Origin of the sequence: Stackebrandtia albiflava (assembly GCF_007994225.1) — a bacterium.
Lineage (GTDB): Bacteria > Actinomycetota > Actinomycetes > Mycobacteriales > Micromonosporaceae > Stackebrandtia > Stackebrandtia albiflava.
This window is the reverse complement of record NZ_VLLL01000006.1, coordinates 1,045,473-1,069,809: the sequence shown is the minus strand read 5'-3', so window position 1 is coordinate 1,069,809 and position 24,337 is coordinate 1,045,473. Positions and strand designations below refer to the sequence as shown.

Below are 24,337 nucleotides of genomic sequence, written 5' to 3'. Positions count from 1 at the left end.
CGAGCCCCACCCGGCCACCTCCACGGACGCGCCGGCGCCGCTGTCACCGGCGTTCCGGATCGGCCCCGCGACCGTCGCGATCGAGGACCGTAATCGTCCTCGATGACCGCTAACGTCACGGACATGACCGAACCGACCACGCCCGCGCCGGTACGACTGCGCGGCTTCGCCACACTCAACATCTGGGCCGACGACGTCGCCGAGGCGGCCGGCTGGTACGCCCGGGTGCTCGGATTCCCCGCCTACTTCACCCGCCGCGCCCCCGACGACCGGCTCGTCTACGCCGAGTTCCGCATCGGCGACCGCCAGGCCGAACTGGGCGTCATCGACCGCCGCTACGCCCCGCCCTGGGAGAGCCGGGAGCCCGGCGGCGCGGTCATGCACTGGCACGTGGACGACCTGCCCGGCAGCCTGGACCGGCTGCTCGCGCACGGCGCCACCGCGCACCGACCGATCACCGAACACGGCGAGGGATTCGTGACCGCCTCCGTGATCGACCCGTTCGGCAACGTCCTGGGCGTCATGTACAACCGGCACTACCTGGACATGCTCACCGACACCGTCCCACCGGCCACCGCAGGATCGCCGGCGGGCTGACGGTGGCGACCGACACGGTCGGCCGGGCGAAATCACCGCCACGCTACGTGTTCGCGCACACTGACCCGCTGTCCGACCCGGACGTGAAACGGGCGGCCCTGGTGGGGGCCGCCCGTTTCGCGTCGACGTGTCGCGGTGTCGTCAGTCGTTGCCACCGGGGGTGGTCTTGGCGATCTGCAACAGGAACTCCGCGTTGGTCTTGTTCTTCTTCAACTGGTCGAGCAGCAACTCGATGGCCTGCTGCGGATCCAGCGACCCCAGCACGCGGCGCAGCTTCAACATGATGGCGGCCTCGTCGGCGCCCATCATGAGGTCGTCACGACGTGTCGACGACTGGTGCACGTCGACCGCCGGGTACGTCCGCTTGTCCGCGAGCTTGCGGTCCAGCTTGAGCTCCGAGTTACCGGTGCCCTTGAACTCCTCGAAGATGACCGTGTCACCCATCGACCCGGTCTCCACCAGCGCCGTGGCGATGATGGTCAGCGAGCCGCCGTTCTCGATGTTGCGGGCGGCACCCAGGAAACGCTTGGGCGGGTAGAGCGCCGTCGCGTCGATACCACCGGACATGATGCGTCCGCTGGCGGGCGTGGCGTTGTTGTACGCCCGACCCAGGCGGGTGATGCCGTCCAGCAGCACCACCACGTCGTGTCCCAGCTCCACCAGGCGCTTGGCGCGCTCGATGGAGAGTTCCGCGACGGTGGTGTGGTCCGACGGGTGACGGTCGAAGGTGGAGGAGATGACCTCGCCCTTGACCGACCGCTGCATGTCGGTGACCTCTTCGGGCCGTTCGTCCACCAGCACGACCATCAGGTGGCACTCGGGGTTGTTCGTCGTGATCGCGTTGGCGATCGCCTGCATGACCATCGTCTTACCGGCCTTGGGCGGCGACACGATCAACGCGCGCTGCCCCTTGCCGATCGGCGCCACCAGGTCGATGACCCGGGTGGTCAGCAGGTGCGACTCGGTCTCCAGGCGGAGCCTCTGCTGTGGGTACAGCGGGGTCAGCTTGTAGAAGTCCGGGCGCTTGCGGGCCTGGTCCGGCTCGGTGCCGTTGACGGTGTCGAGCTGGATCAGCGGGTTGTACTTCTCGCGCCGCTTACCGCTTCCGCCGCCGTCCTCGTTGTCCTTGGGCGCCTTCACCATTCCGGTGACGGCGTCGCCCCGGCGCAGGCCGTACTTGCGGACCTGCGACATCGACACGTACACGTCGGTCGGGCCGGCGAGGTAGCCGGTGGTGCGCAGGAACGCGTAGTTGTCGAGGATGTCGACGATCCCGGCGACGGGCACCAGGACGTCGTCGTCGCCGACCTGCGGTTCGCTGCGCTCACGGCCGCCTCCGCCGCCGCTGCCACTGCCACTGCGGTTCCCGCCGCGGCGGTCCCGGTCGCGGTGACGGCGGTTCCGACGCCGACCGTCCTCGTCGGTCTGGTTGTCGTTGCGGCTGTCGCGCCGCTCACGGCCACCGGACTGGCGGTCACGCGAATCGCCGGCCTGGCGGTCGCGGGAGTCGCCGGCCTGGCGGTCGCGCTGCTGTTCGCCGCGCTCGGCCTTGCCGGTGTCGGCGTCGGCCGTGCGGCGGGTGCGTTCGCGACGGCGTTCCGTCCGCTCCGCCGTGGCCTCACCGGAATCCCTGTCCTCCACGGCGACGGTCGCCGTGGCGGTGGCACCGGTGTCGGACTCGGCGGCGACGACCGTGGAACGACGCGGTTGCGGCGGTCCGGCCGGGCGGGTGGCCCGGCGGGTCTTCGTGGTCTCGGCCTCGGGCTCCGCTACGGGGGTGGCGGGTTTTTCGTCCCGGGCGGCCGGCTCCTGGCTCTTGCCGGCCTCGGCCGACTGAGAGGCGCCACTGGCCTGGCGTGCCTGAATGGCGGTGATCAGTTCACTCTTGCGCATCCGGCCGATGCTGGTGATTCCCAGTGAATTGGCCAGTTGTTGCAATTCGGGCATCAGCATGGATGCCAGACCGCTGCCGCTTCGCCGCCGCCGAATGCCGGTGGTCTCCGACGCGATGTCGGTGGTCTCGCTCAATGGTTTCCTTCCCTCGACCTGCCGTGCTTTTCCGTGGCACGGCTTCGGGTTTTGGAGGCCCCGGCGGCAGATCGCTGGAGTCTCGTAGCTGCGTGCGGCACACGTGATCACTGAAGAAGGACAGTGTCCCTGTACTCGGTGTCATGATCGGACGTTCGACCGGAAATTCTCGGGCGAACCCGCCAGAAGAGGTCCTGAAGTGCATTCCCACAGTCTTGGCGTGAATACAGGGATCGGAGCTGTCAACCCCGGAAGAGATCAGGCGCGCGCTGGTTGCGTCGCGGCTGTATTGCTACACAGCATAATCAATGATCGCCACGACGGCAACACCTGGGGTGGCGTGTCATAGCCGGGTCACCCCCTCCGAAACACCCAGTTCGACGACGGTGAAACCGTCCGGCGGGGCTGTGAGCTGCCCGAACGCCAGGACACTGGGGCCGGCGCCGGAGACGGCCGCCGGGATCCCCGCTTCGCGCAGGTGTTCGACGAGCTCCAGAGTGCGCGGCATCACCTCGCCGCGGTAGCGCTGGTGGAGCCGGTCGTCCGTCGCGGCCAACAACAGCGACGGGTCGGTCGTGAACGCGTGTACCGCCAGCGCGGCACGGGACAGGTTGAACACCGCGTCGGTGTGCGGCACCCTGCCCGGCAGCGCGGCGCGCGCCTGGGACGTGAAGCCCTGCCCGGCGGGCAGGTACACGACCGGAGCGATCCCGGCGGCCGGGTCCATCCGTACCGCGTGGGCGCCGTCGTCTCCGGTCCAGGCGACGGTGAAGCCGCCCAGCAGGCACGGCGCCACGTTGTCGGGGTGGCCCTCCAACTCCGCGGCGACCCGCAGCAGCACCCGCGGGTCCACAGTGACGTCGGCGAGCAGTTCCGCCGCGAGTGACACACCCGCCACTATGGCCGCCGACGAGGAGCCGAGGCCCCGCGCCTGCGGGATCGCGTTGCGACACCGAAGCCTGACATTCGGTGCGGCGACACCGAAGGCGTCACACGCGGCGCGCAGACTCGCCACCACGAGATGGGACTCGTCGACCGCGAGACGGCCCGAACCCTCACCCTCCACAGTCACCACGGTCTCACCCGTGGTGACCTCGGCGGTGACCTCGTCGTACATCGACAGGGCGAGACCCAGGCAGTCGAAACCGGCACCGAGATTGGCCGACGTGGCGGGCACCCGGACGGTCACCGGCTCGGTCGCGAAGCGAGTCACGCGCGTCACCTTACCCCCGTCGGCCCCGGACCGGACACCGCTCGCGGCACCGCGTCATCCACGTGCCGCACGGGCGTCGGCGGCGAGGCGATGGGCACGGCGCGCCAACCCGACCGTGAGCAGCGCCAACGGGATCCCCAGGCCGATCGTCTCCAGCCGGTGCGGTGCGGCCACGGTGACGCAGATGGCCAGGGCGCCCAGTCCGAAACCCACGACGCCGACCGATGTGACCACCGCCGCGGCGTGCAGCAACCGGCCCGGCCCGGCGATCAGGACGACGCCCAGGCACGCCAGTGCGGCGAGTTGCGCCACCACTGGTGCGATCTCGATCACGCCGGTCGCGGCCAGGAACACCGGCCGGGTCCAGCCGGTGGGGATCGTACTGTCCGGAGTGCCCCACACCGTCTCGAAACACCGCCAGGCGACGCCGGTGGCGAACAGCACGGCGAGGATCTGCGCCGCGCCGCGCCGGACCAGGCCGAGCCGCAGCTCGGGACCGAAGCCCGCCGCGACCCGGGCGGGACTGCCGAACTCGTCGAGGATGCGGGGCAGCTCGTCCTCGCCGCGTTCCTCGACGGCGGTGAGCAGCCCGTCCCGCAGCTCGGCGACGACCTCCGCGCGCATCCGGCGGCTGCCGGGGAGCCGGCGTTCGACACCGGCCAGGTAGTCGTCGATCGGGTGGGTCACGTCGCCGTCCCTCGTTCCCGTCACCCGGCGCGGGAGTCGCGGCGGGCGAATGGATCCATGGCTTCCGATCCTATCCGTCGCCGGGCGGGGCGGCGCCGTCCGAATCCCGGCGCCTGGGGTCACGTCCGGCCTGTTTCAGCGCGAGCCGCAACGCGTATTCGATCTGCGCGTTGACGGACCGCAGGTCGTCGGCGGCCCACTTGGCGAGTGCCTCGTGGACCGCCGGATCGAGCCGGAGCAGGACGTGTTTACGGTCGGGCATCAGTTGTAGAGCGAACCGGTGTTGACGACCGGCTGCGTCGACTGGTCGGAGCACAGGACCACGAGCAGGTTGGAGACCATCGCCGCCTTCCGTTCCTCGTCGAGGTGGACGACGTCGGCGGCGGCGAGCTGGTCCAGGGCGAGCTGCACCATGCCGACCGCGCCCTCGACGATCTTCAGGCGCGCCGCGACCACCGCGTTGGCCTGCTGGCGGCGCAGCATCGCCTGGGCGATCTCGGGGGCGTAGGCGAGGTGGGTGATCCGGGTCTCGACGATCTCGATACCGGCGGTGTTGACCCGTTCCCGCAGTTCCTGGGTCAGTTCCTCGGCCACCTGCGCGCCGTCGCGGAGGCTCATCCGGTCGGTGTCGTGGGAGTCGTAGGGGTAGCAGGTGGCCATGTGCCGCAGCGCCGACTCCGACTGGATCGCCACGTAGGACTGGTAACTGTCCACCGAGAACACCGCCTGGGCCGAGTCGACGACGCGCCACACGATCACCGCGGCGATCTCGACCGGATTGCCGTCGGCGTCGTTGACCTTGGCCTCGGCGGTCTCGAAGTTGCGGACGCGCAGGCTGACGGTCTGGCTGGCGGTGAGGGGCCACGTGCACCAGAACCCGGGGCTGTCCACGGTTCCGACGTAGCGGCCGAAGAACTGGACGACCTTGGCCTCGTTGGGGTTGATGACCATCATGCCGGTGAACGGCAGGATGAGCAGCACGCCGCCGGCCACACCGGAGGCGAGCACGATGTTGCGGGCCGTCCCGTCGAGGTTGATGAAGAGCAGGAACGCCGCGACCAGCCATACGACCAGGACGAGCAGAACGACGAATCCGGAGATCCGGGGGGCTCGGCGGTTCATGGGAGCGCCTTTCGAGGGGATATTGAAGTGATATCACCAAGATATACGGCGGCGGCAAACAGCCCGAGCGGACGTCCTGCCGGACGACCGTGCGGCGAACGCCGACACGAGTCACCGCGCTCGCCGACGGGTGAACGACGCCGCGTTCGCGGCGGCGCGACGGGCACACGGTGGATCGGTCGGCACCGGCTCCACGCGACGCGACCACACCGGCCCCGGAACGTCGGGCGGACGAACCGGCCGGCGCGCCGATCACCGCAGACCGCCCGGAACGGCTCCACAACACCGGACCCGCTCCCCGACCTCGGCGTCACCACCACCGCGCCCCGAAGACGTCTCGGACCCGCACCGGCGTCACCACACCAGCGCCGGAAGCCCCGTCCGGAAACGATCCCCGGACCCACCCCACCCCGAACCGGGGGACAAGCCACCCTTGACGCAGGTCAAGCATGTCGGCGTCACCGGGTGTGGTCAAGTGGTTATTCAGCGGGCCTTCAGGTCGCGGCGAGACACGACGGGCGACGGGGCGGAACCAGGGGCGCGGGGCGGTGCCGGGCGAACCGGGCGGTGCCGTCCGCATCGGCACCGGCGCCCACGTCAACGCGCCGACAGAGGGCGGAAACCGGGCACCGGGCCACGCCGAAACCGAAACCGAAACACCGTTAATCGCTCCGTCGCACCCGATCCCGGCCCACGGCCCCGAACCGCGCCGCCCCGGCACTCGCCCTCCTACGGGCCGATCGTGCGCGGTCGGTCAGCCGCCCGACTTCAGGGCCGCGAGCCTGGCCTCCACATCGGCCTCCTGGGACATGTCGTCCAGTTGTTCGAACTGGGCGTCCAGCGACGAGTCCGCCAACTCCTGCGCACCGCGGACCTGCGCCTCCTGGCGTCGCACCTTCTCCTCGAACCGGCCGATCTCGCTCGTCGGGTCGAGGATGCTGACGCTCTTCATCGCCTCCTGCACCTGCGTCTGCGCCTGCGCCGTCTTCTGACGCGCCACCAGACTGTCGCGTTTGGACTGCAGCTCGCCGAGCTTGTCCTTCATCTTGGCCAGACCGTCCTTCAGCCTGTCCACGATCTCCTGCTGCGACCGGATCGCCGGCTCCGTCTGCGCGGCGCGCTGCTCCGCGTCGATCTGCTTGCCCAACGCCACCCGCGCCAGCCGGTCGAACTTCTCCGCGTCGGCCGTGCGGCCGTCCCGCTTGAACTCCTCCGCCTTGTCGCTGGCGGCGGCGGCCTTGTTCCCCCACTCCCCCGCCGCCTCGACGTCCTCGCGGTGGTCGTCCTCCATCAACCGCAGGTTGCCGATGGTCTGCGCGATCGACTGCTCCGCCTCGGCGATGTTGTCGCGGTAGTCGCGGATGAGCTGGTCGATCATCTTGCCGGGGTCCTCGGCGGAGTCCAGCATCGCGTTGATGTTGGCCCTCGCCAACTGCGCCACCCTGCCGAAGATCGATTGCTTGGTCATCCGACTGCCTCCCCCGTCAGCTCGGCCGCCCGCCGAGTCGTCCCGTTCCGCCGTCCACCGGCGCACAATCACGGTAGGCGATCGCGGGTCCGCCGGGTTCAGAACCGGCCGCCCGCCCCGCGCCTGCCACGGGTGCCACCACCACCGAAACTGCCCGGCACCATCGGCCCGCCGCCCATCCGGCCGCCACGACCGCCACCCAGCAGTCCGCCGATCAGGATCCCGCCCAGCACCGCACCCGCCGAACCACCGCCTCCCCCGAAACCGCCCCCGGTGAAACCGCCCGGCGTCGTCCGGTAGAAGCCCTCGACGTCGCGTTGCGCCAACCTGGCCGCCTCGTCGGCGAGTCGCGCGGCGCGCTGCGCGTCCGCCAGCGCCGACACCGGGTCCGTCTCGGCGGTGGCACGGGACCGGTCCAGCAGGTTCCTGGCCTCGGCGAGCCGGGTGCGCGCGGCCGTCGCGACGCCTCCCCGGTTGGTGTTGACGAAGTCCTCGGCGGCCTCGACCGCGCTGGCCGCGCTCAACGACACCTGGTCCAGTTGCGCCGCCGCGCGACGACGACGGGCACGGGCGTCACGCAGGTCGGCCAGAGCCGTGTCCAACGCCTCGTCGGCCTCCTCCAGGCGACGTGTCGCCGCGAGCGGGTCGAGGCGACCGCTCGACTGCTCCATCCGCACCGACTCGGCGGTGCTGCGCGCGGCGGCCGCCGCCTGTGCCAGGCCCTCCCGGTTCGCGGACTCCCCGGCGGCCTCGGCCTCCGCGACGTCCTTGTCGACCTCCGCGAGCAGGCCGGGCAGTCCGGCGGCGGCCTGCCGGAGTTCGCCGTCGCGTCGTTCGATCGCGGTGAGCAACTGCTCCGCCTGGGCGACCGCCTCCTCCCCCGCCCGGATCAGCACCGCCGCGCGGCCCGTCGCGTCCTCGGTGATGGAGGCGCGCGCGGCGGTGGCCTGCTTCCCGGCGAAGTCGAGCCGGTCGGCCGCCGCACCGACGTTGCCGTCGACGCCCTGGGTCGCCGAGGCCGGGTACTCCGAGGCGAGCCGCTCGGCGGTGGCGCGGGCGGTCGTCAGCCGTTCCCCGACCCGGGTGACGTTGCCGTCCAACGCCTCCACCGCCTCCGGTGCCCTGGCCACCACGTCCCGCAGCCGGTCGAAGTCGGCGGCGACGGCGTCCAGGCGCGCGTTCGCCCGCTTGCAGCGTTCGATGATCTCGTCCAGCATCCGGCGGCGCGTCGGCTCGTCCTCCGGTTCGGAGTCGTCGAGCCGCTGCCGGATGAGGAAGGCGTCGTGGAGTTCCCGTTTGGCGACGGTGAGGGTCTCGGAGAACCGCGCGGCGGACTCCTCACCGAACTCGGCGACGGCGAATCCGAGTTCCTGTTCGCTGGTGCGTACCGCGTCGTCGGTCTCCAGCAGCATCCGGCTCGCGGCCTTGTCGAGGTCGGGGAGTGCCAACGCGGGCCGTTCGGCCGGGGCCTCGCGGCGGGCGCGGCCGCGACGGCGCCACCACCACAACGCCAGCAGGGCCGCGACCACGAGCAGCGCGCCGAGCAGCCACCAGGCGGCGGTGCCTCCGGAGTCGCTCACGGGTTCGCCCGGACGCACCGACACCGCCGGGATCGGTTCACCCGAGAGCGCGGCGTCGTATCCCCGCGCGGCCCCCACGGCCGCGCCCGCCCAGTCGTTCTCCCGTAGTGCCGGCTCGATCGCGACCTGCGCCACCTCGTCGAGTTCGGCGTCCGACAACGGGAATCCCTCGTCGACGGAGACCGCGTACTGCCGGTCGGCGACCGCGACGGCCAGCAGCGCGTCGCTGCGGCCGAGTCCGTTGTCGATCGCGGTCCGGTCGGCCCACTCCTGCGGCGGGGTTCCGGAGAACCCGGACACGTACACGACGAACAACTGCACGCCCTGGTCGGAGCTCAGGTCGTCGAGCGCGGTGACCACCTCGGATTCCCGCTCCCCCAAAACACCGGCCCGGTCGGTGACCTGTCCGGGCGAGAGGCGTACCGGGTCGTCGGCGACGGCGGACACCGGTGTCAACAACACCCCTGCCGCCGCCGTCGCGGCGACCGCCGCGGCGAACCGTGACATCGCCACCCCTCCCCCCACTGCGGACACACTCCCGCAGGGATGACGGTAACAACGCCCGACCGGCGCCACCGGTGTTTCGGCGGGTAACCCCATCACCACCCGGACTGTCGGGTCAGCGACAGAACACCCCGAAACGGACAGCCGGTGCGACACCGACCGGCCCGGTCTGCCGTATCACTTAGAGGACCGGCTTTCCGCTTCTCCTGTTGACCGGTCGGCGCGGACTCTCGGAGCCGCGCCGCCGGACGCACCCGCGGGCGCCCGGCCGGACCTCCCGCCGGCCGGGCGCCCGCCCCCCCGAGACGCGCGACCCGACACCGAGGACCGTGCCCGGTACGGATTCACCGGCCCCGCCCGCGCGCCACGCGAGGCGGGGCCGGTGTCACGCCGCCTCGACGACTATCCCCGCACCGACCGTCCGGTTGGTGGCCTCGTCGATGATGATGAACCCGCCGGTGGCGCGGTTGCGGCGGTACTCGTCGCACAGCAACGGCAGCGTGGTCCGCAACCGGACCCGCCCGATCTCGTTGAGTGTGAGCGAGTCGGCGCCCTCGTCGCGGTGGAGCGTGTTGACGTCGAGCCGGTAGTGCAACTCCTTGACCATGGTCCGCGCCGACCTGGTGGTGTGCGCGATGGCGTACTTGCGGCCGCGCTGCAACGGCTGCTTCTCGTCCATCCAGCAGATCATCGCCTCGACGTCCTGCGCGACCTCCGGCCGGTTGTTGGGACGGCAGATCAGGTCACCCCGGGACACGTCGAGCTCGTCGGTGAGCCGCACCGTCACCGACATCGGCGGGAACGCCTCGGCCACCGGACCGTCCGCAGTCTCGATGGAGGCGATCGTGGTGGTGAAGCCGCTGGGCAGCACCATCACCTCGTCGCCGGGTTTCATGACGCCCGAGGCGACCTGCCCGGCGTATCCCCGGTAGTCGTGGTTGGAGTTGGAGTGCGGCCGGATCACGTACTGCACCGGGAAACGCACGTCGACCAGGTTCCGGTCGGACGCGATGTGGACGTTCTCCAGGTGGTGCAGCAGTGACGTCCCCTCGTACCAGGCCATGCGCGGTGACCGGGACACGACGTTGTCGCCCTCCAGCGCCGAGATCGGGATGATCGTCAGGTCCGGGATGTCGAGCTTCGTCGCGAAGGCGGTGAACTCGGCGGCGATCCGGTCGAACACCTCCTGCGAGTAGTCCACCAGGTCCATCTTGTTGACGCACAGCACCAGGTGCGGCACCCGCAGCAGCGAGCACAGGAAGGCGTGCCGCCGCGACTGCTCGACCAGTCCCTTGCGGGCGTCCACCAGGATCAGCGCCAGGTCGGCGGTCGACGCGCCGGTCACCATGTTCCGCGTGTACTGGATGTGGCCGGGCGTGTCGGCGATGATGAACTTGCGGCGCGGCGTCGCGAAGTAGCGGTACGCCACGTCGATCGTGATGCCCTGTTCCCGTTCGGCGCGCAGCCCGTCGGTCAGCAACGCCAGGTCGGTGTACTCGTCGCCGCGTGCCCGGCTGACGGTCTCCACCGCGTCCCACTGGTCGTCGAACAGGCTCTTGGTGTCGTACAGGAGCCGTCCGATCAGAGTGGACTTCCCGTCGTCGACGCTTCCGGCGGTCGCGAACCGCAGCAGCTCGGTGGTGTCGCTCATCGATGCCTCTCAGGGGTCGCCGGAACGGTGTGGTGGCGGGTTCTCGCGCGGCACATCAGAAGTAGCCCTCCCGCTTGCGGTCCTCCATGGCGGCCTCGCTGACCCGGTCGTCGCCACGGGTCGCGCCGCGCTCGGTGACGCGGGTGGCGGCGACCTCGGCGATCACCTCCGCGATCGTCGCGGCCTCCGAGGGGACGGCCGCGGTGCAGGACGCGTCGCCCACGGTGCGGTACCGCACGGTGCGGGTCTCGGAGGTCTCGTCGTCGCGCAACCGGATGAACTCGTTGACGCCGTAGAGCATCCCGTCCCGCTCCACGACCTCCCGCGAATGCGCGAAGTAGATCGACGGCAGCTCGACGCGTTGCGCGGCGATGTAGTTCCAGATGTCGAGTTCGGTCCAGTTCGACAGCGGGAACACCCGGATCGACTCGCCCGGGTGGGTGCGCCCGTTGTACAGCGACCACAGCTCGGGGCGCTGGTTCTTCGGGTCCCACTGCCCGAACTCGTCGCGGAACGAGAACACCCGTTCCTTGGCGCGGGCCTTCTCCTCGTCGCGGCGGGCGCCGCCGAACAGCGCGTCGAACCGGTACTTCTCCACGGCGTCGAGCAGCACCGGCGTCTGGATCCGGTTGCGGACGCCGTCCGGCGGTTCGGTGACCAGGCCCGAGTTGATGCCCTCCTCCACCGACGCGACGAGCAGTTCGACCCCGAGCCGGGAGACGTACGCGTCCCGGAAGTCCAGCACCTCGGGGAAGTTGTGTCCGGTGTCGACGTGCAGCACCGGGAACGGGATGGGCGCGGGCGCGAATGCCTTGGCCGCCAGGTGAAGCATGACGATGGAGTCCTTACCGCCGGAGAACAGCAGTACCGGACGCGCACAGGTGGCGACCACCTCGCGGAAAATGAACACGCTCTCGGATTCCAACGCGTCCAGATGGCTGACTCGATAGTCAGGGGAAGTCACTGTCACTCCTTTCGGTCGCCGTACATCCTCACCGGGCATCGGCTATCGCGGCCAGTATCGGCTGCGCCAGTTCGCTTCGGCACACGAGCAGGTCGTCCAGCCGGGGATCGGGGTTGTTGTAGGTGAGCGGATCGCCGTTGATCCGCGAGGTGAACAGGCCGCTCGCCCGGGCGACGGCCACCGGCGCCGCCGAATCCCATTCGTACTGGCCTCCGGCGTGCACGTAAGCGTCCACCTTACCCAAGACCACGGCCGAGACCTTGGCTCCGGCGGAGCCGATCGGGACCAGTTCGGCGTCCAGTTCCACGGCGAGGGCGTCGAGGAACGCGGGCGGGCGGCTGCGGCTCACCGCGATGCGGATCGGGCCGGAACGCGGCGCCGGTACCGGTGGCCGGTCGCTGACCAGCACGGCCGACTGGGCGGGAAGCGCCACGGCTCCCACGGCGAGGTCACCGTCGGCCCACAACGCCACGTGCACCGCCCAGTCGGTACGGCCCGATTCACCGAATTCCCTGGTGCCGTCGAGCGGATCGACGATCCACACCCGGGCGGCGTCCAGCCGGGCCGTACCGCTGCGGCCGTTCTCGCCCTCGCCCTCCTCGGACAGGACGGCGTCGCCGGGCCGGGCCTCGGCGAGGGCCGCCAGGATGATCTCGTTGCCGCGCAGGTCCCCCTCGCGGCGCAGCTGCGCCGAGTCGCCGAAGCCCAGCTTCTCGCGCAGTGCCAACAGTTCCCGCCCGGTCTCCCCGGCCAGGTGCCGGGCGAGTCCGGCGTCGTCCGCGACGGTGTGATTCCACATGGACGTCAACCTAGCCGAATCAGTACGCCCCAGAGGATCGCAACACGGCGGTGAGGGTGCGGGCGAGGATGACCAGGTCCAGTGAGAGCGACCAGTGCTCGACGTATCGCAGGTCGAGGCGCACCGCCTCCTCCCACGGCAGGTCGGAACGGCCGGATATCTGCCACAGGCCGGTCAGGCCGGGCTTCACCGCCAGCCGTCGCCGCACGTCGTCGGGGTACGCGGCGACCTCCGACGGCAACGGCGGACGCGGCCCCACCAGGGACATGTCACCCCGCAACACGTTCCACAGTTGCGGGAGCTCGTCGAGCGAGAGCCGCCTCAGCCGGCGACCGATCGGCGTCACCCGCGGATCGTCCCGGATCTTGAACAACACCGAGTCGGACTCGTTCAGGTGGGACAACTCGACGCGCCTGGCCTCGGCATCGATGTACATCGTGCGGAACTTCCAGATCGTGAACGGCCGTCCGTCCCGTCCGATCCGTACCTGCGAGAACAGTGCGCCCCCCGGCGACGACCGCCGCACCAGCCAACCGATCGCCAGCATCACCGGCGCCAACGCCGTCAGCAGCAACGCCGCTCCCGCCCTGTCGAAGCCCTCCTTCACGAGCCGGCGGGTGCCGGAGAGCCGGGCGTGTTCGAGGTGGAGCATGGGCAGGCCGTCGACGGGCCGGATCGAGGTGCGGGCGCCGGCGATGTCCACCAACGCGCTGGCCAGGATGAGGTCGATGTCGCCGCGTTCGAGCTGCCAGGCCATGCGGCGCAGCGCGGCGCCGTCCAGCTCCGGGCAGGACAGGACGATGACGGTGTCGGCCCGGGCGACCCGCACCGCGTGCCCCACCGAGTCCAGGTCGCCGTACACGTCGGCGTGGTAGTCCAGCAACGGCCCGGTCGCGCGGCCACCGGGCAGGCACGCCCCCACCACGTGGAGACCGTGGAAGTGCTCCCTGCGCAACTGATGGGTCAGCGCCGCGACCGGCCCCTCGTGTCCTACCAGGACGACCCGCCGGACGCAGCGGCCCCGCGCCCGTACGGTGTGGAGCCACCGCCGGCGACCGAACCGCAGCAGCACGGTCGCGGCGACGGTGACCGGCAGGGCGATCAGCACGTAGATGCGCGAGGTCGGCAACAGCAGGGCGTAGGAGATCAACGCGACCGTCGCGGTCACGGCGATGCCGGCCCGCACGACCCGCTGGTACTCGGCGGTGCCGACGAACAGGTGCCTGGGTTCGTATCCGCCGTTGAGCGCGAGGGTGAGCAGCCAGCACGCGGGAAGCAGCGCGAGCGTGTACACGTAGACCTGATTGTGGACGGAGACCTCGCCGAACCGGGCGAGGAAACCGGCCGCGGCCCCCAACACGGCGGCCAGGACGTCCGCGACCACCAGGCCGGCGACGTAACGGGACTGCCATTCGGGCGGACCACCGCGGTGCCTGGCGAGTCCCGGCTCCACCCCACCACGCAGCCGTGTTGCCTCCACAAGAATCCCTCCCGACGACGCCGTCCACTCACACCCCGATGCGGCCCCACCCGCACCGTCCCAGTCACCGGATGCATTGAGCCGCCACCGATATAACGGCACACGGACGACATGTGTAACGGGATGGTAACCGAAATCCGGCGATGCCGGACCGTGACGGAGGCAGCCGGCCGGGACCGTCCATCGCGAACGGTGCGAGACCGCACGTCGCGGTCGGGGCCGGCCACGGCAGGATGGCGACATGCCGGACGACATCGACGCGCATCCCTGGCTCGCTCAGGACGACACGCCGCTTCACATGGTCGTCGGGGACATGGCGGCCGGCGACTGGGACGCCCTGCTCTCACACCTCCGTGAACGGCCCACCGCCTGGCGTCCGCCCCACGGCCGGCGGGTCGTCCCCGCCACCCACTCCGAGGTCGACGTCCGCGAGGATCACGCCGTCGCCGAGAGCGACGCCCACGGCGGGCTCACCGTCTGGTACTTCGAGGACGAGCTGATCGTCTCGTCGAGCCCGGCGGTGACCGACGCGGCCGGGGTCTCGGGGGTCCTCGGGTTCATGCGGGAACTGGGCGACGTGCTCGCCCGCGACGTCGTGATGACCCCCGAGTGGGAACACGGGATCGAGATCTACCGGTACCACCGCGACACCGGCACCATCACGGGACCGGCCTGACCGCACGACCGCGCCCGGCGGACGGGCGGGCGCCGTCGGGTCAGCGCGCGTGGAAGCGGTTCTGGGCGGGGGTGAGCCCGGTCGTGACGACTTCCTCGACCGCGTCGGCGGCGAGTTCGGTGAACAGCGGCAGCTCGGCGCGTTCCGGGGTGTCGAAGTCCCTCAGCACGAACGCCGCCGGGTCCATACGTCCGGGGGGCCTGCCGATGCCGAATCGCACCCGCAGGTAGTCACGGCCGCCGAGCGCCTGGGTCATCGACTTGAGTCCATTGTGGCCGCCTTCGCCGCCGCCGGACTTGAGCCTGAGCACCCCGTACGGCAGGTCCAACTCGTCGTGGACCGCGATCACCTGCGCGTTGGGGATCTTGTAGAACACCGCGAGCGGCCCCACCGCCTGCCCGGCGAGGTTCATGTACGTCAGCGGCTTCACGAGGATCAACCGCGGGCCACCCGGGGCGACCCTGCCCTCGTACACCTCGGCGCGGGCCTTGGAGTGCCGACTCCACTTGACCGCCCCGGAACCGGCGAGGTCGCCGATCCGCCTCGCAAGCAGATCGACGACCATGAAACCCACGTTGTGGCGGTTGCCCGCGTACTTGGGACCGGGATTGCCCAGGCCGACCACCAGGAAAGCAGCCTCGGCCATGGGATCGGCTACTCGCCGGCTTCCGCGGCGTCCTCGGTCTCCTCACCGGCGTCCGCGGCGGCCTCGGCACGCGGAACGGTCAGGGTGACCAGGACGGTCTCGGGGTCGGTGACCAGCTTGACACCGCTGGGCAGCCGCAGGTCGGCGACGGTCTTGTTCTCGCCGACGGCCAGGCCCTCGATCGACAGCTCGACCTCTTCGGGGATGGCGGTGGCGTCGGCCTCGACGGTGATCGAGTCGTTCTCGGTGACCAGCAGGCCACCCTTCTCGTGCTCACCGGTGTGGGTGACCTTCACCTCGACGGTCACCGTCTCGCCGCGACGCACCAGCAGCAGGTCGACGTGGTCGATGGTGTCCTTGATCGGGTCCCGCTGCAACGCCTTGGGCAGGGCGAGCTCACGGGTTCCGTCGCTGATCTCGACGGTCATGAGTTGGTTCATGCCGCCTCGGCGGATGAGGTTGGTGAACTCCAGCGAGGGCAGTGCGACGTGCTTCGGCTTCTCGCCGTGACCGTACAACACGGCGGGGATCTTCCCTGCCCGGCGCGTACGGCGCGCGCCACCCTTGCCGAACTCAGTACGGGGCTCGGCGCTGATACGGACCTCGGACACGGAAACGCTCCATTACTTTCGTGAGAAAAGGATGTAAGGCGCTCGGCGCGTGCGCGGGGCGCCGGAAGGCCGACTACCTCGAGACCCGCGTCGATCACGGCGCCGATCGAGCTGACTTCCACCCGTCGCGCGCCCTCGCCGTGGCAACCGAAATAGAGTACACCGCTGCGACCTGACGATCCTCGCTGCCCCGGGTAGGGCGGGCGAGATCACCGTCCCGCACGCGCGAGGTGACCGCTCGTGGTGCCCTCCGTCGTCTACGGTCGCCCGCTGCCTGGGGCGAAGACGGCCGCTAAGACAACCCCCCGAACAGCGTCGTCACCGAGCCGTCCTTGAACACCTCGCTGATGGCCTTGGCGATCAACGGCGCGATCGACAGCACGGTCAGCTTGTCGAGGTTCGTGTCCGGCGGCAACGGCAGCGTGTTGGTGACCACGACCTCGCTCGCCGGGGCCTCCGCCAACCGCCGCACCGCCGGTTCGGAGAAGATCGGGTGGGTGGCCGCGATCACCACGTCGGCCGCACCGGCCGCGTCCAGCATCTCGGCGGCGCGGCAGATGGTGCCGCCGGTGTCGATCATGTCGTCGACGAGCAGGCAGACCCGCCCGGCGACGTCGCCCACGACCGTGTTGGCGACGACCTCGTTGGGCCTGAGCGGGTCACGGGTCTTGTGGATGAACGCGAGCGGGCAACCGCCCATCCGGTCGGTCCAGCGTTCCGCCACCCGCACCCGGCCGGAGTCCGGGGCCACGACCGCCAGCGGGCGGTCGCCGTACTTGTCCTGCATGTAGGAGGCGAGCGTCTCCATCGCGAACAGGTGGTCCACGGGGCCGTCGAAGAAGCCCTGGATCTGCGCGGTGTGCAGGTCGACGGTGAGGATGCGGTCGGCACCGGCGGTCTTCAGCAGGTCCGCCATCAGGCGCGCCGAGATGGGTTCCCGCCCACGGTGCTTCTTGTCCTGCCGCGCGTACGGGTAGAACGGCAGCACCACCGTGATGCGTTTGGCCGAGCCCCGTTTCAGGGCGTCGACCATGATGAGCGCCTCCATCATCCAGCGGTTGATGGGCGCCGTCATCGACTGGACCACGAACGCGTCACAGCCGCGGACCGACTCCCGGTACCGCACGAACAGCTCGCCGTTGGCGAACGCGTAGGCGTCCGTCGGGGTCGGCGCGACCCCCAGGTGCTCTCCGATCTCGTGGGCCAGCTCCGGATAGGCACGTCCGGAGAACAGCATCAAACTCTTGGGATTGTCAGCGGAGATGCTGGCCATCGCAGGGTCACCCTTTGCTTCGCGCACCGAAAGTCAACCTGCCTAGTCTCACTCCCGGCCCCCGCCGGTGACGCGTGTCGGGCCGGTGATTGTGGAATTCATCTCGGTGTTTCCGCCCACGTGAGGGGACGGTCACCCCTGCTCGGCGGCACGCCGCGCCGCCTCGTCGGTCCTGGTTCCGGCGCGTTTGCGGGCCACCCAGCCGTCGACGTTGCGCTGCCTGCCGCGCGCGACACCGATCGCGCCGGACGCCACGTCCTGGTCGATGGCGCTGCCGGCTGCGACGTAGGAGCCGTCCCGGACGGTGACCGGCGCTATCAGGACGGAGTTCGACCCGACGAAGACCGCCTCACCGATGTCGGTGTGGTGCTTGGAGACGCCGTCGTAGTTGGCGATGATGGTGCCGGCGCCGACGTTCGCCCGTCGGCCCACCGTGGCGTCGCCCACGTAAGACAGGTGCGGCACCTTGGCGCCCTCACGCACCGTGGACTTCTTCACCTCCACGTACGTGCCGACCTTCGCGCCGGTCTCCATGACCGCGTCGGGCCGCAGGTAGGCGAAGGGGCCGACGGTGCAGTCGTCGCCGACGACGGCCCGGTCGGTGTGGGCGCGCACCACCACGGCGCGTTCCCCGACCGTGGTGTCGCGCAGCGTGGAGTCCGGCCCGATCTCCGCGCCGGCGCCGATCCGGGTGGCACCGCACAACTGCACGTTCGGGCGCAGCGTCACGTCCGGCGCGACCGAGGCGGTGGCGTCGATCCAGGTGGTGTCCGGGTCGTCCATCGTGACGCCGGAGACCATCAGCGCGGTGTTGATGCGGCGCTGCATCAGCCGCCGCAGCTCCGCCAACTGCGCCCGGTCGTTGCACCCGAGCGTGTCCTGGACGTCGGGGGCGGTGTGGGTGCCGACCGGGTGCCCGGCGGCGACCAGCAGCCCGATGACGTCGGTCAGGTACTCCTCGCCCTGGTCGTTGTCGGTGGAGACCTTCGCCAGCATCTCCCGCAGCAACGCGGCGTCGAACACGTACATCCCGCTGTTGATCTCGCGGACGGCGAGCTGCGCGGCGTCGGCGTCGCGCTGCTCGACGATGCCGGTCAACCGCCCGGCGGCGTCGCGGACGATCCGGCCCAGACCGGTCGGGTCGGGGACCTCGGCGGTCAGCACGGTGGCGGCGGCCCCGGCGGCGTCGTGCGCGTCGAGCAGGCCCGTGAGGGTCTCGCCGCGCAGCAGCGGGGTGTCGCCGTAGAGCACGACGACCGAACCGGTCAGTTCGGGCGCCGCCTCCAGGGCGACCCGGACCGCGTGCCCGGTGCCGCGCTGCTCGTGTTGCATGACGGTGCGGGCGCCCGGCGCGATCCCGGACACGTGCGCGGTCACCTGGTCGGCGCCGGATCCCACGACCACCAGGGTCTCCGCCGCCTCTACGGCCTCCGCCGCGTGTAGCACGTGACCGAGGAGGGTCCGGCCCAGCATCGGGTGCAGCATCTTGGGCAGTGAGGACTTCATCCTGGTGCCCATCCCCGCGGCGAGCACCACGATCGACCGATTCGGGTTCACCTGCGAGCTCCTTCGTCTAGGACGGTCGTGTCAACTCGTGGCGGGCGCGCGACCCGCCTCGGCGGGATCGTCGCGACTCCGGAGGCGCCTTCACCGGGTACGCGCGGCAGGCCGGCCTCCCCGACGGAGCCGCGCGAGACCGGCCCGTGCCCCGGCCGGCTCCGGTCGCCCGACGTCGTGACGGGACGGGCGCCTCCGCATGATGGCTCCCGGGGGAGGATTCGAACCCCCATAGCTTGGACCAAAACCAAGAGTCCTGCCCTTAGACGACCCGGGATCGCCGCGCGAATCCTTGTGCGATCGCACAACGCCGTCCTAGGCTACCTGCCGCCGCCGTGGCCGTGCATCCGACATACCCGCCGCGGCCGCCGGTGGGAGTGCGGCGTTCGGGCGCAAAGAGGGGAGTTTCCCCTACCGACCGGCTACGGTCACGTAGGTTACGGTGACGTAGGCGCAGGTGAGAGGGCTCATCGCGCTCCGTTCGCGCACCTTCTACCGCAAGGACACGCTATGACCTCATACACGTCGGCGGACCGGGCGGTCACCAGCCCGTCACCGGGCGCCGCACGCGATCCCAAGCCGCTCACCGTGGGGAAGCAGAGCCGCAAGGTCCTCTTCGGGCTGTGGTTCGTCGTCGTCGCCCCGTTCCTGGCGTTGATCGCCGCGGTCCCGCTGACCTGGGGTTGGGGTCTGTCCTGGGTCGACGTGGCGATCATGGCCGTCATGTACAACATCAGCGGTTTCGGCGTCACCGTCGGTTTCCACCGGTACTTCACGCACGGTGGTTTCAAGGCGAAGCGGTGGATGCGCGTGACGCTGGCGGTGGCGGGTTCGCTCGCGGTCGAGGGCTCGGTGATCCAGTGGGTCGCCGACCACCGTCGCCACCACGCCTACTCCGACCGGGAGGGCGACCCGCATTCCCCGTGGCGTTACGGCACCGGTTTCAAGGCGCTCACCAAGGGCCTGTTCCACGCGCACGTGGGCTGGATGTTCGACCGCGACCTGTCGAACCGCGACCGCTTCGCCCCGGACCTGGTCGCCGACAAGGACATCCGCCGGGTCGACGACATGTTCGGCAAGTTGTTCCTGGTGACGCTGTTCGCGCCGGCGCTGGCCGGCGGATTGATCACCTGGTCCTGGCAGGGCGCCCTCACCGCGTTCATCTGGGGCAGCCTGATCCGCATCGGCCTGCTGCACCACGTCACCTGGTCGATCAACTCGATCTGCCACGTGTACGGGGAACGTCCCTTCGCCACCCGCGACGGCGACAAGGCCGCGAACTTCTGGCCGCTGGCGCTGCTGTCGATGGGCGAGTCCTGGCACAACCTGCACCACAGCGACCCGACCAGCGCCCGGCACGGTGTGATGCGCGGACAGATCGACACCTCCGCCCGCCTCATCTGGATCTTCGAGCGGTTCGGCTGGGTGTACGACGTGCGTTGGCCCAACCGGGAGAGGCTGAGTAAGAAGATGTCGGGTGGACAGGACAGACTACGTGGGTGAGTTCGAACCAACCGACGCCGCGCCGGGTCCGCATGTCTTCCGCCCAACGACGTGAACAGCTGATCTCCGTGGCGAGGCGCGCCTTCGCCGAACGGGGGTACGACGCGACGAGCGTGGAGGACATCGCCGCTCGGGCGAAGGTCTCGAAACCGGTCGTGTACGAGCACTTCGGCGGTAAGGAGGGCCTGTACGCGGTCGTCGTCGACCGGGAGGTCAGGTCACTTCTCGACCGAATCACCCACGCCCTGACCGGCGGTCACCCCCGGGTCCTGGTGGAGCAGGCGGCGTTGGCGCTGCTGGACTACATCGAGGGAGACCCCGACGGTTTCCGGGTACTGGTACGCGACTCCCCGGTCATGTCCGACACCGGCAACTTCTCCAGCGTGCTCAACGACGTCGCCCACCAGGCTGAGGGCATCCTGGGCAAGGAGTTCAAGCTACGCGGGTTCGATCCCAAGCTGGCCGAGCTCTACTCGCAGGCCCTGGTGGGCATGGTGGCGCTGACCGGTCGCTGGTGGCTGGACGCGCGGAAGCCGAAGAAGGAGGTGGTGGCGTCGCACCTGGTGAACCTGGCCTGGAACGGCCTGTCCCACCTCGACACCACGCCCCCGCACCTGCCGTCACATCCGAGCTGAACGATCCGAGGGCTCCCGCTCACCGTGTTCCGGTGATCCGGGAGCCCTCGGCGTCTGCTCTGGTGTCCGGTGTCGTATCACCGCCTGTGAGCGGTGTGATCGGTGCGGCACTCCACGGCCGGTCAGGCGTCGCCCACCACGCCGGTGTTGTCGCCGACGCTGCGGTGGCGGCGTTCCTCCTCGACCCGGCGTTCCGCCGCGCTGCCGACCCGGCCGTACAGCCCGGCCGCCAGCATGACCAGCCCCAGGATGAACGAGGTGATGCAGGCCGACATCGTGAAGCCGAGGAAGTTCACGTCGGTGCGCAGGACGGCCATCATCGCCATCCCGGCCAGGATGAACACGCCGCCGGCCAGCAGGTTGATCCAGCGGTCGATGTTGCGGCCGATCAGCGCGCCCAGGACCACGACGCCACCGACGATGATCGACATCAGCGCGAAGGCCGGGTTCGCCTTCAGCCACAGCACGGTCGGTTGGTTTTCCTGCGCGAACCAGCCGATGCCCTCGGCGCGCGCCTGGATGAAGCCGATGATCCCGAACACCAGGATGTAGGCACCCGCGAGGAACGCGAGGATGCGCCACAGCGGGCGGAGCGGGTGGTTGATTGGTAGATGATCCACGCCCTCGATTGTCGCCGATGGCCGTTTCCGGCGCGCAGCGGACGTCGATCTTGGTGACCGGCGCCCGTGGGCGTCACCGGCATTCCACGGTGACGCCCACGGGCGCCGGGGGACGCGCGGCGGTCAGCCCGCCCGGACCGCCTCGGCGAGGGCGTCGGCGACCGCCTTGGCCCGGTCGCCGTCGGAGGCCTCCACCATGACCCGCACGAGCGGTTCGGTGCCGGAGGGGCGCAGCAGCACCCGCCCGGTGTCCCCGAGTTCGGCGGTGTGCAGGGCGACGAGTTCCCTGACCGGGGTGCTGTCGACCACGGCCTTGTCCTTGACGGGGACGTTCAAGAGCACCTGGGGCGCGTGCCGCATGACCGCCGCGAGTTCGGCCAGCGGGACGCCGGTCTCGACGACCCGGGCCATCAGCAGCAGCGCGGTCAGCAGGCCGTCGCCGGTGGTGGCGTACGCGGGCAGCACGATGTGGCCGCTCTGCTCGCCGCCCAGTGAGAAGCCGCCGTCGGTGAGCTCCTTGAGGACGTACCGGTCACCGACCCCGGTGGTCGCGAGGGTGATGCCGTGCGACCGCATCGCCTGGTGCAGTCCGAGGTTGCTCATGACGGTGGCGACGAGGGTGTCGGCGTGGAGCAACCCGGCCTCCTTCATCGCGATCGCGAGGATCGCCATGATCTGGTCGCCGTCGACGGTGCCTCCGTCCGCGGCGACGGCCAGGCACCGGTCGGCGTCGCCGTCGTGGGCGATGCCGAGGTCAGCTCCGTGGTCGAGGACCGCCCGGCGGACGACGTCCAGGTGGGTGGAGCCGCAGTCGCGGTTGATGTTGAGTCCGTCCGGGTCGGCGCACACGGCGATCACGTCGGCGCCGGCCTCGCGGTAGACGTCGGGTGCCACGGTGGCGGCGGCGCCGTTGGCGCAGTCGACGACCACGCGGAGCCCGTCGAGCCGGTGGGGCAGTGCCGACAGCAGGTGTTCCCGGTAGCGCTTGCCGCCGCCGGTGAGTTCGGTGATCCGTCCGATGTCGGCCCCGGTGGGATGGAGCGGTTCGGCGTCGAGTGCCGCCTCGATCCGGTCCTCGACCTCGTCGGACAGCTTCTCCCCGCCTCGCGCGAAGAGTTTGACGCCGTTGTCGGGCATGGGGTTGTGGCTGGCCGACAACATGACACCGAAGTCCGCGCCGGTGTCGGCGATCAGGTGGGCCACGGCCGGGGTGGGCAGTATCCCGGCGAGTCTGACGTCCGCCCCGGCGCCGGCGAGCCCCGCGGCCACGGCGGCTTCGAGCATCTCGCCCGACGCCCTCGGGTCGCGTCCGACCACGACCTGGGGGCGGGAGGCGGAGTCGCCCGCCAGGACCGCGACGGCGGCCTGGGCGATGCGCATCGCCAGGTGGGGGGTGAGATCGGCGTTGGCCAGCCCGCGTACTCCATCGGTACCGAAGAGTCGTCCCACGATGGTCTCCTTCTGGGATGAGGATACGAAAAACAGGGCCAGGGGTATGACTATCCCCTGGCCCTGTCGGGTCTGACTAGCGCTTCGAGTACTGAGGTGCCTTGCGGGCCTTCTTGAGGCCGTACTTCTTGCTCTCCTTCTCACGCGGGTCGCGGGTCAGGAAGCCGGCGCGCTTGAGCGCCGGACGCTGCTCGGGCTCGATCTCGATGAGCGCGCGGGCGATCGCCAGGCGCAGGGCGCCGGCCTGTCCGGTGACGCCGCCGCCGGTGAGGTTGGCGAACACGTCGTAGGTCTCGGTGCGCTCGGTGGTGACGAGCGGTTCCGCGACGATCTGCTGGTGCACCTTGCTGGGGAAGTAGACCTCCAGACTGCGGCCGTTCAGCAGGAACTTGCCGGAGCCGGGCACCAGGCGGGCGCGGACGACGGCCTGCTTGCGGCGGCCGACGGTCTGCACCGGGCGGTCGGCCGGGATCACCGGCGCGACCGGGGGCGCGACGGGAGCGGCGACGGGGGTCGCGGCCTCTGTGTTGAATTCACTCATGTGGTTTCGATTCCTTCCGCCCGCGCCTACTGCGCAATCTGGGTGATCTCGAATGGCTGTGGCTGCTGGGCGGCGTGTGGGTGCTCGGCACCCGCGTACACCTTGAGCTTGGTCAGCATCTTGCGACCGAGCTTGTTGTGGGGCAGCATGCCCTTGACGGCGAGCTGGATGGCCCGCTCCGGCTTGGTGTCGAGGAGCTGCGCGTAGGAGATCTTCTTCAGGCCGCCCGGGTATCCGGAGTGCCGGTAGGCCATCTTGTTCTCACGCTTGTTGCCGGTCAGGGCGACCTTGCCGGCGTTGATGACGATGACGAAGTCGCCGGTGTCGACGTGCGGGGCGAAGATCGGCTTGTGCTTGCCACGCAGCAACTGCGCGGTCTGGCTGGCCAACCGGCCGAGCACCACGTCAGTGGCGTCGATGACGTGCCACTGCCGGGTGATGTCGCCCGGTTTGGGGCTGAACGTACCCACAGGTGTTCCTTGTCGTTGTCGGTCTGGAAACGAACGCCCGGACCGGGCGCCGCCTGAATGCCGCGTCGCGACGACGTGTCATTCGATGGTCAGCGATGATGTGACGGCTTCCGCGTCCGATGGGCGTGCGCCCCGTCGCGATTCCGAAATCATGCTCGCACAACAGCCGTTGAGTTTACCGTGCCCACGGCGGCTCACCAACCCGGGTGGCCTGGTCGGTGCGTGGGGTTCCCGCACATGGCGGCGAGTGTGCCGGCCGTCTC

23 protein-coding genes and 1 tRNA gene are annotated in these 24,337 nt (G+C 70.2%); 4 read left to right on the top strand and 20 right to left on the bottom strand.

Going from position 1 to position 24,337, the window contains the following annotated elements:
• Positions 1 to 123 precede the first annotated feature (123 nt).
• Positions 124 to 597: a VOC family protein gene (locus LX16_RS15815; RefSeq protein WP_147139586.1), complete on the top strand. Its 474-nt coding sequence runs from the start codon at positions 124 to 126 to the stop codon at positions 595 to 597.
• 141 nt (positions 598 to 738) lie between these two features.
• Here the strand turns inward: LX16_RS15815 and rho are convergent, their stop codons facing one another.
• The 11 genes from rho to LX16_RS15760 all read right to left on the bottom strand — a co-directional run bounded on the left by rho (position 739) and on the right by LX16_RS15760 (position 14,093).
• A complete protein-coding gene (gene rho, locus LX16_RS15810) occupies positions 739 to 2,625 on the bottom strand; it encodes a transcription termination factor Rho (protein WP_244615841.1) in 1,887 nt (628 codons plus the stop codon).
• A gap of 343 nt (positions 2,626 to 2,968) precedes the next feature.
• Positions 2,969 to 3,838 carry a homoserine kinase gene (thrB, locus tag LX16_RS15805; protein WP_147139585.1) on the bottom strand — a complete coding sequence of 290 codons (870 nt, stop codon included), beginning with the start codon at positions 3,836 to 3,838 and terminating at the stop codon, positions 2,969 to 2,971.
• A 54-nt stretch (positions 3,839 to 3,892) separates the two neighbouring features.
• Positions 3,893 to 4,525, bottom strand: coding sequence for an HAAS signaling domain-containing protein (locus LX16_RS15800; RefSeq protein WP_147139583.1), 633 nt, complete (start codon positions 4,523 to 4,525; stop codon positions 3,893 to 3,895).
• A gap of 70 nt (positions 4,526 to 4,595) precedes the next feature.
• On the bottom strand, positions 4,596 to 4,787 hold the full coding sequence (locus tag LX16_RS15795; protein ID WP_147139581.1) for a type II toxin-antitoxin system antitoxin: 192 nt from the start codon (positions 4,785 to 4,787) through the stop codon (positions 4,596 to 4,598).
• Positions 4,787 to 5,647 carry an SPFH domain-containing protein gene (locus tag LX16_RS15790; protein ID WP_147139579.1) on the bottom strand — a complete coding sequence of 287 codons (861 nt, stop codon included), beginning with the start codon at positions 5,645 to 5,647 and terminating at the stop codon, positions 4,787 to 4,789. Before LX16_RS15790 ends, LX16_RS15795 begins: the two co-directional genes overlap by 1 nt.
• Before the next feature lie 754 nt (positions 5,648 to 6,401).
• Positions 6,402 to 7,115, bottom strand: a complete 714-nt coding sequence (locus tag LX16_RS15785; RefSeq protein WP_147139576.1) for a PspA/IM30 family protein — start codon at positions 7,113 to 7,115, stop codon at positions 6,402 to 6,404.
• 98 nt (positions 7,116 to 7,213) lie between these two features.
• Positions 7,214 to 9,202 (bottom strand): TPM domain-containing protein, encoded by a 1,989-nt coding sequence (locus LX16_RS15780; protein WP_147139574.1) that lies wholly within the window; start codon positions 9,200 to 9,202, stop codon positions 7,214 to 7,216.
• Between the two features lie 382 nt (positions 9,203 to 9,584).
• The gene (gene cysN, locus LX16_RS15775) at positions 9,585 to 10,850 is read right to left on the bottom strand and encodes a sulfate adenylyltransferase subunit CysN (protein WP_147139572.1); all 1,266 of its coding nucleotides are present in this window, start codon (positions 10,848 to 10,850) and stop codon (positions 9,585 to 9,587) included.
• 55 nt (positions 10,851 to 10,905) lie between these two features.
• On the bottom strand, positions 10,906 to 11,853 hold the full coding sequence (gene cysD, locus LX16_RS15770) for a sulfate adenylyltransferase subunit CysD (RefSeq protein WP_147139570.1): 948 nt from the start codon (positions 11,851 to 11,853) through the stop codon (positions 10,906 to 10,908).
• Positions 11,843 to 12,613, bottom strand: coding sequence for a 3'(2'),5'-bisphosphate nucleotidase CysQ (locus LX16_RS15765; RefSeq protein WP_147139567.1), 771 nt, complete (start codon positions 12,611 to 12,613; stop codon positions 11,843 to 11,845). Before LX16_RS15765 ends, cysD begins: the two co-directional genes overlap by 11 nt.
• A gap of 19 nt (positions 12,614 to 12,632) precedes the next feature.
• Positions 12,633 to 14,093 (bottom strand): sugar transferase, encoded by a 1,461-nt coding sequence (locus LX16_RS15760; protein WP_244615839.1) that lies wholly within the window; start codon positions 14,091 to 14,093, stop codon positions 12,633 to 12,635.
• Positions 14,094 to 14,334: 241 nt separating this feature from the next.
• On the opposite strand from LX16_RS15760, the gene LX16_RS15755 reads away from it, so the two are divergent.
• Positions 14,335 to 14,769 carry a hypothetical protein gene (locus tag LX16_RS15755; protein ID WP_147139566.1) on the top strand — a complete coding sequence of 145 codons (435 nt, stop codon included), beginning with the start codon at positions 14,335 to 14,337 and terminating at the stop codon, positions 14,767 to 14,769.
• 40 nt (positions 14,770 to 14,809) lie between these two features.
• Here the strand turns inward: LX16_RS15755 and pth are convergent, their stop codons facing one another.
• The 5 genes from pth to LX16_RS15730 form a co-directional block, all read right to left on the bottom strand.
• Positions 14,810 to 15,415 carry an aminoacyl-tRNA hydrolase gene (pth, locus tag LX16_RS15750; protein ID WP_147139564.1) on the bottom strand — a complete coding sequence of 202 codons (606 nt, stop codon included), beginning with the start codon at positions 15,413 to 15,415 and terminating at the stop codon, positions 14,810 to 14,812.
• Between the two features lie 8 nt (positions 15,416 to 15,423).
• Positions 15,424 to 16,026 (bottom strand): 50S ribosomal protein L25/general stress protein Ctc, encoded by a 603-nt coding sequence (locus LX16_RS15745; protein WP_147139562.1) that lies wholly within the window; start codon positions 16,024 to 16,026, stop codon positions 15,424 to 15,426.
• 292 nt (positions 16,027 to 16,318) lie between these two features.
• Positions 16,319 to 17,299, bottom strand: a complete 981-nt coding sequence (locus LX16_RS15740) for a ribose-phosphate diphosphokinase (protein WP_147139560.1) — start codon at positions 17,297 to 17,299, stop codon at positions 16,319 to 16,321.
• 132 nt (positions 17,300 to 17,431) lie between these two features.
• Entirely contained in the window at positions 17,432 to 18,856 is a 1,425-nt protein-coding gene (gene glmU, locus LX16_RS15735; protein ID WP_211354524.1) for a bifunctional UDP-N-acetylglucosamine diphosphorylase/glucosamine-1-phosphate N-acetyltransferase GlmU, read from the bottom strand.
• Positions 18,857 to 19,059: 203 nt separating this feature from the next.
• Positions 19,060 to 19,133, bottom strand: a tRNA-Gln gene (locus LX16_RS15730).
• A gap of 233 nt (positions 19,134 to 19,366) precedes the next feature.
• Here LX16_RS15730 and LX16_RS15725 point away from each other — a divergent pair.
• Positions 19,367 to 20,359 carry an acyl-CoA desaturase gene (locus LX16_RS15725; RefSeq protein WP_147139558.1) on the top strand — a complete coding sequence of 331 codons (993 nt, stop codon included), beginning with the start codon at positions 19,367 to 19,369 and terminating at the stop codon, positions 20,357 to 20,359.
• Positions 20,360 to 20,391: 32 nt separating this feature from the next.
• Positions 20,392 to 20,994 (top strand): TetR/AcrR family transcriptional regulator, encoded by a 603-nt coding sequence (locus tag LX16_RS15720; RefSeq protein ID WP_147140810.1) that lies wholly within the window; start codon positions 20,392 to 20,394, stop codon positions 20,992 to 20,994.
• A gap of 122 nt (positions 20,995 to 21,116) precedes the next feature.
• Here LX16_RS15720 and LX16_RS15715 read toward each other — a convergent pair whose 3' ends face one another.
• The 4 genes from LX16_RS15715 to rplM form a co-directional block, all read right to left on the bottom strand.
• Positions 21,117 to 21,614 (bottom strand): DUF4383 domain-containing protein, encoded by a 498-nt coding sequence (locus tag LX16_RS15715; RefSeq protein ID WP_158645622.1) that lies wholly within the window; start codon positions 21,612 to 21,614, stop codon positions 21,117 to 21,119.
• 123 nt (positions 21,615 to 21,737) lie between these two features.
• A complete protein-coding gene (gene glmM, locus LX16_RS15710) occupies positions 21,738 to 23,063 on the bottom strand; it encodes a phosphoglucosamine mutase (protein ID WP_147139555.1) in 1,326 nt (441 codons plus the stop codon).
• Between the two features lie 76 nt (positions 23,064 to 23,139).
• Positions 23,140 to 23,604 (bottom strand): 30S ribosomal protein S9, encoded by a 465-nt coding sequence (gene rpsI, locus LX16_RS15705; RefSeq protein WP_147139553.1) that lies wholly within the window; start codon positions 23,602 to 23,604, stop codon positions 23,140 to 23,142.
• Between the two features lie 26 nt (positions 23,605 to 23,630).
• On the bottom strand, positions 23,631 to 24,074 hold the full coding sequence (gene rplM / locus LX16_RS15700; protein WP_147139550.1) for a 50S ribosomal protein L13: 444 nt from the start codon (positions 24,072 to 24,074) through the stop codon (positions 23,631 to 23,633).
• Positions 24,075 to 24,337: the final 263 nt, after the last annotated feature.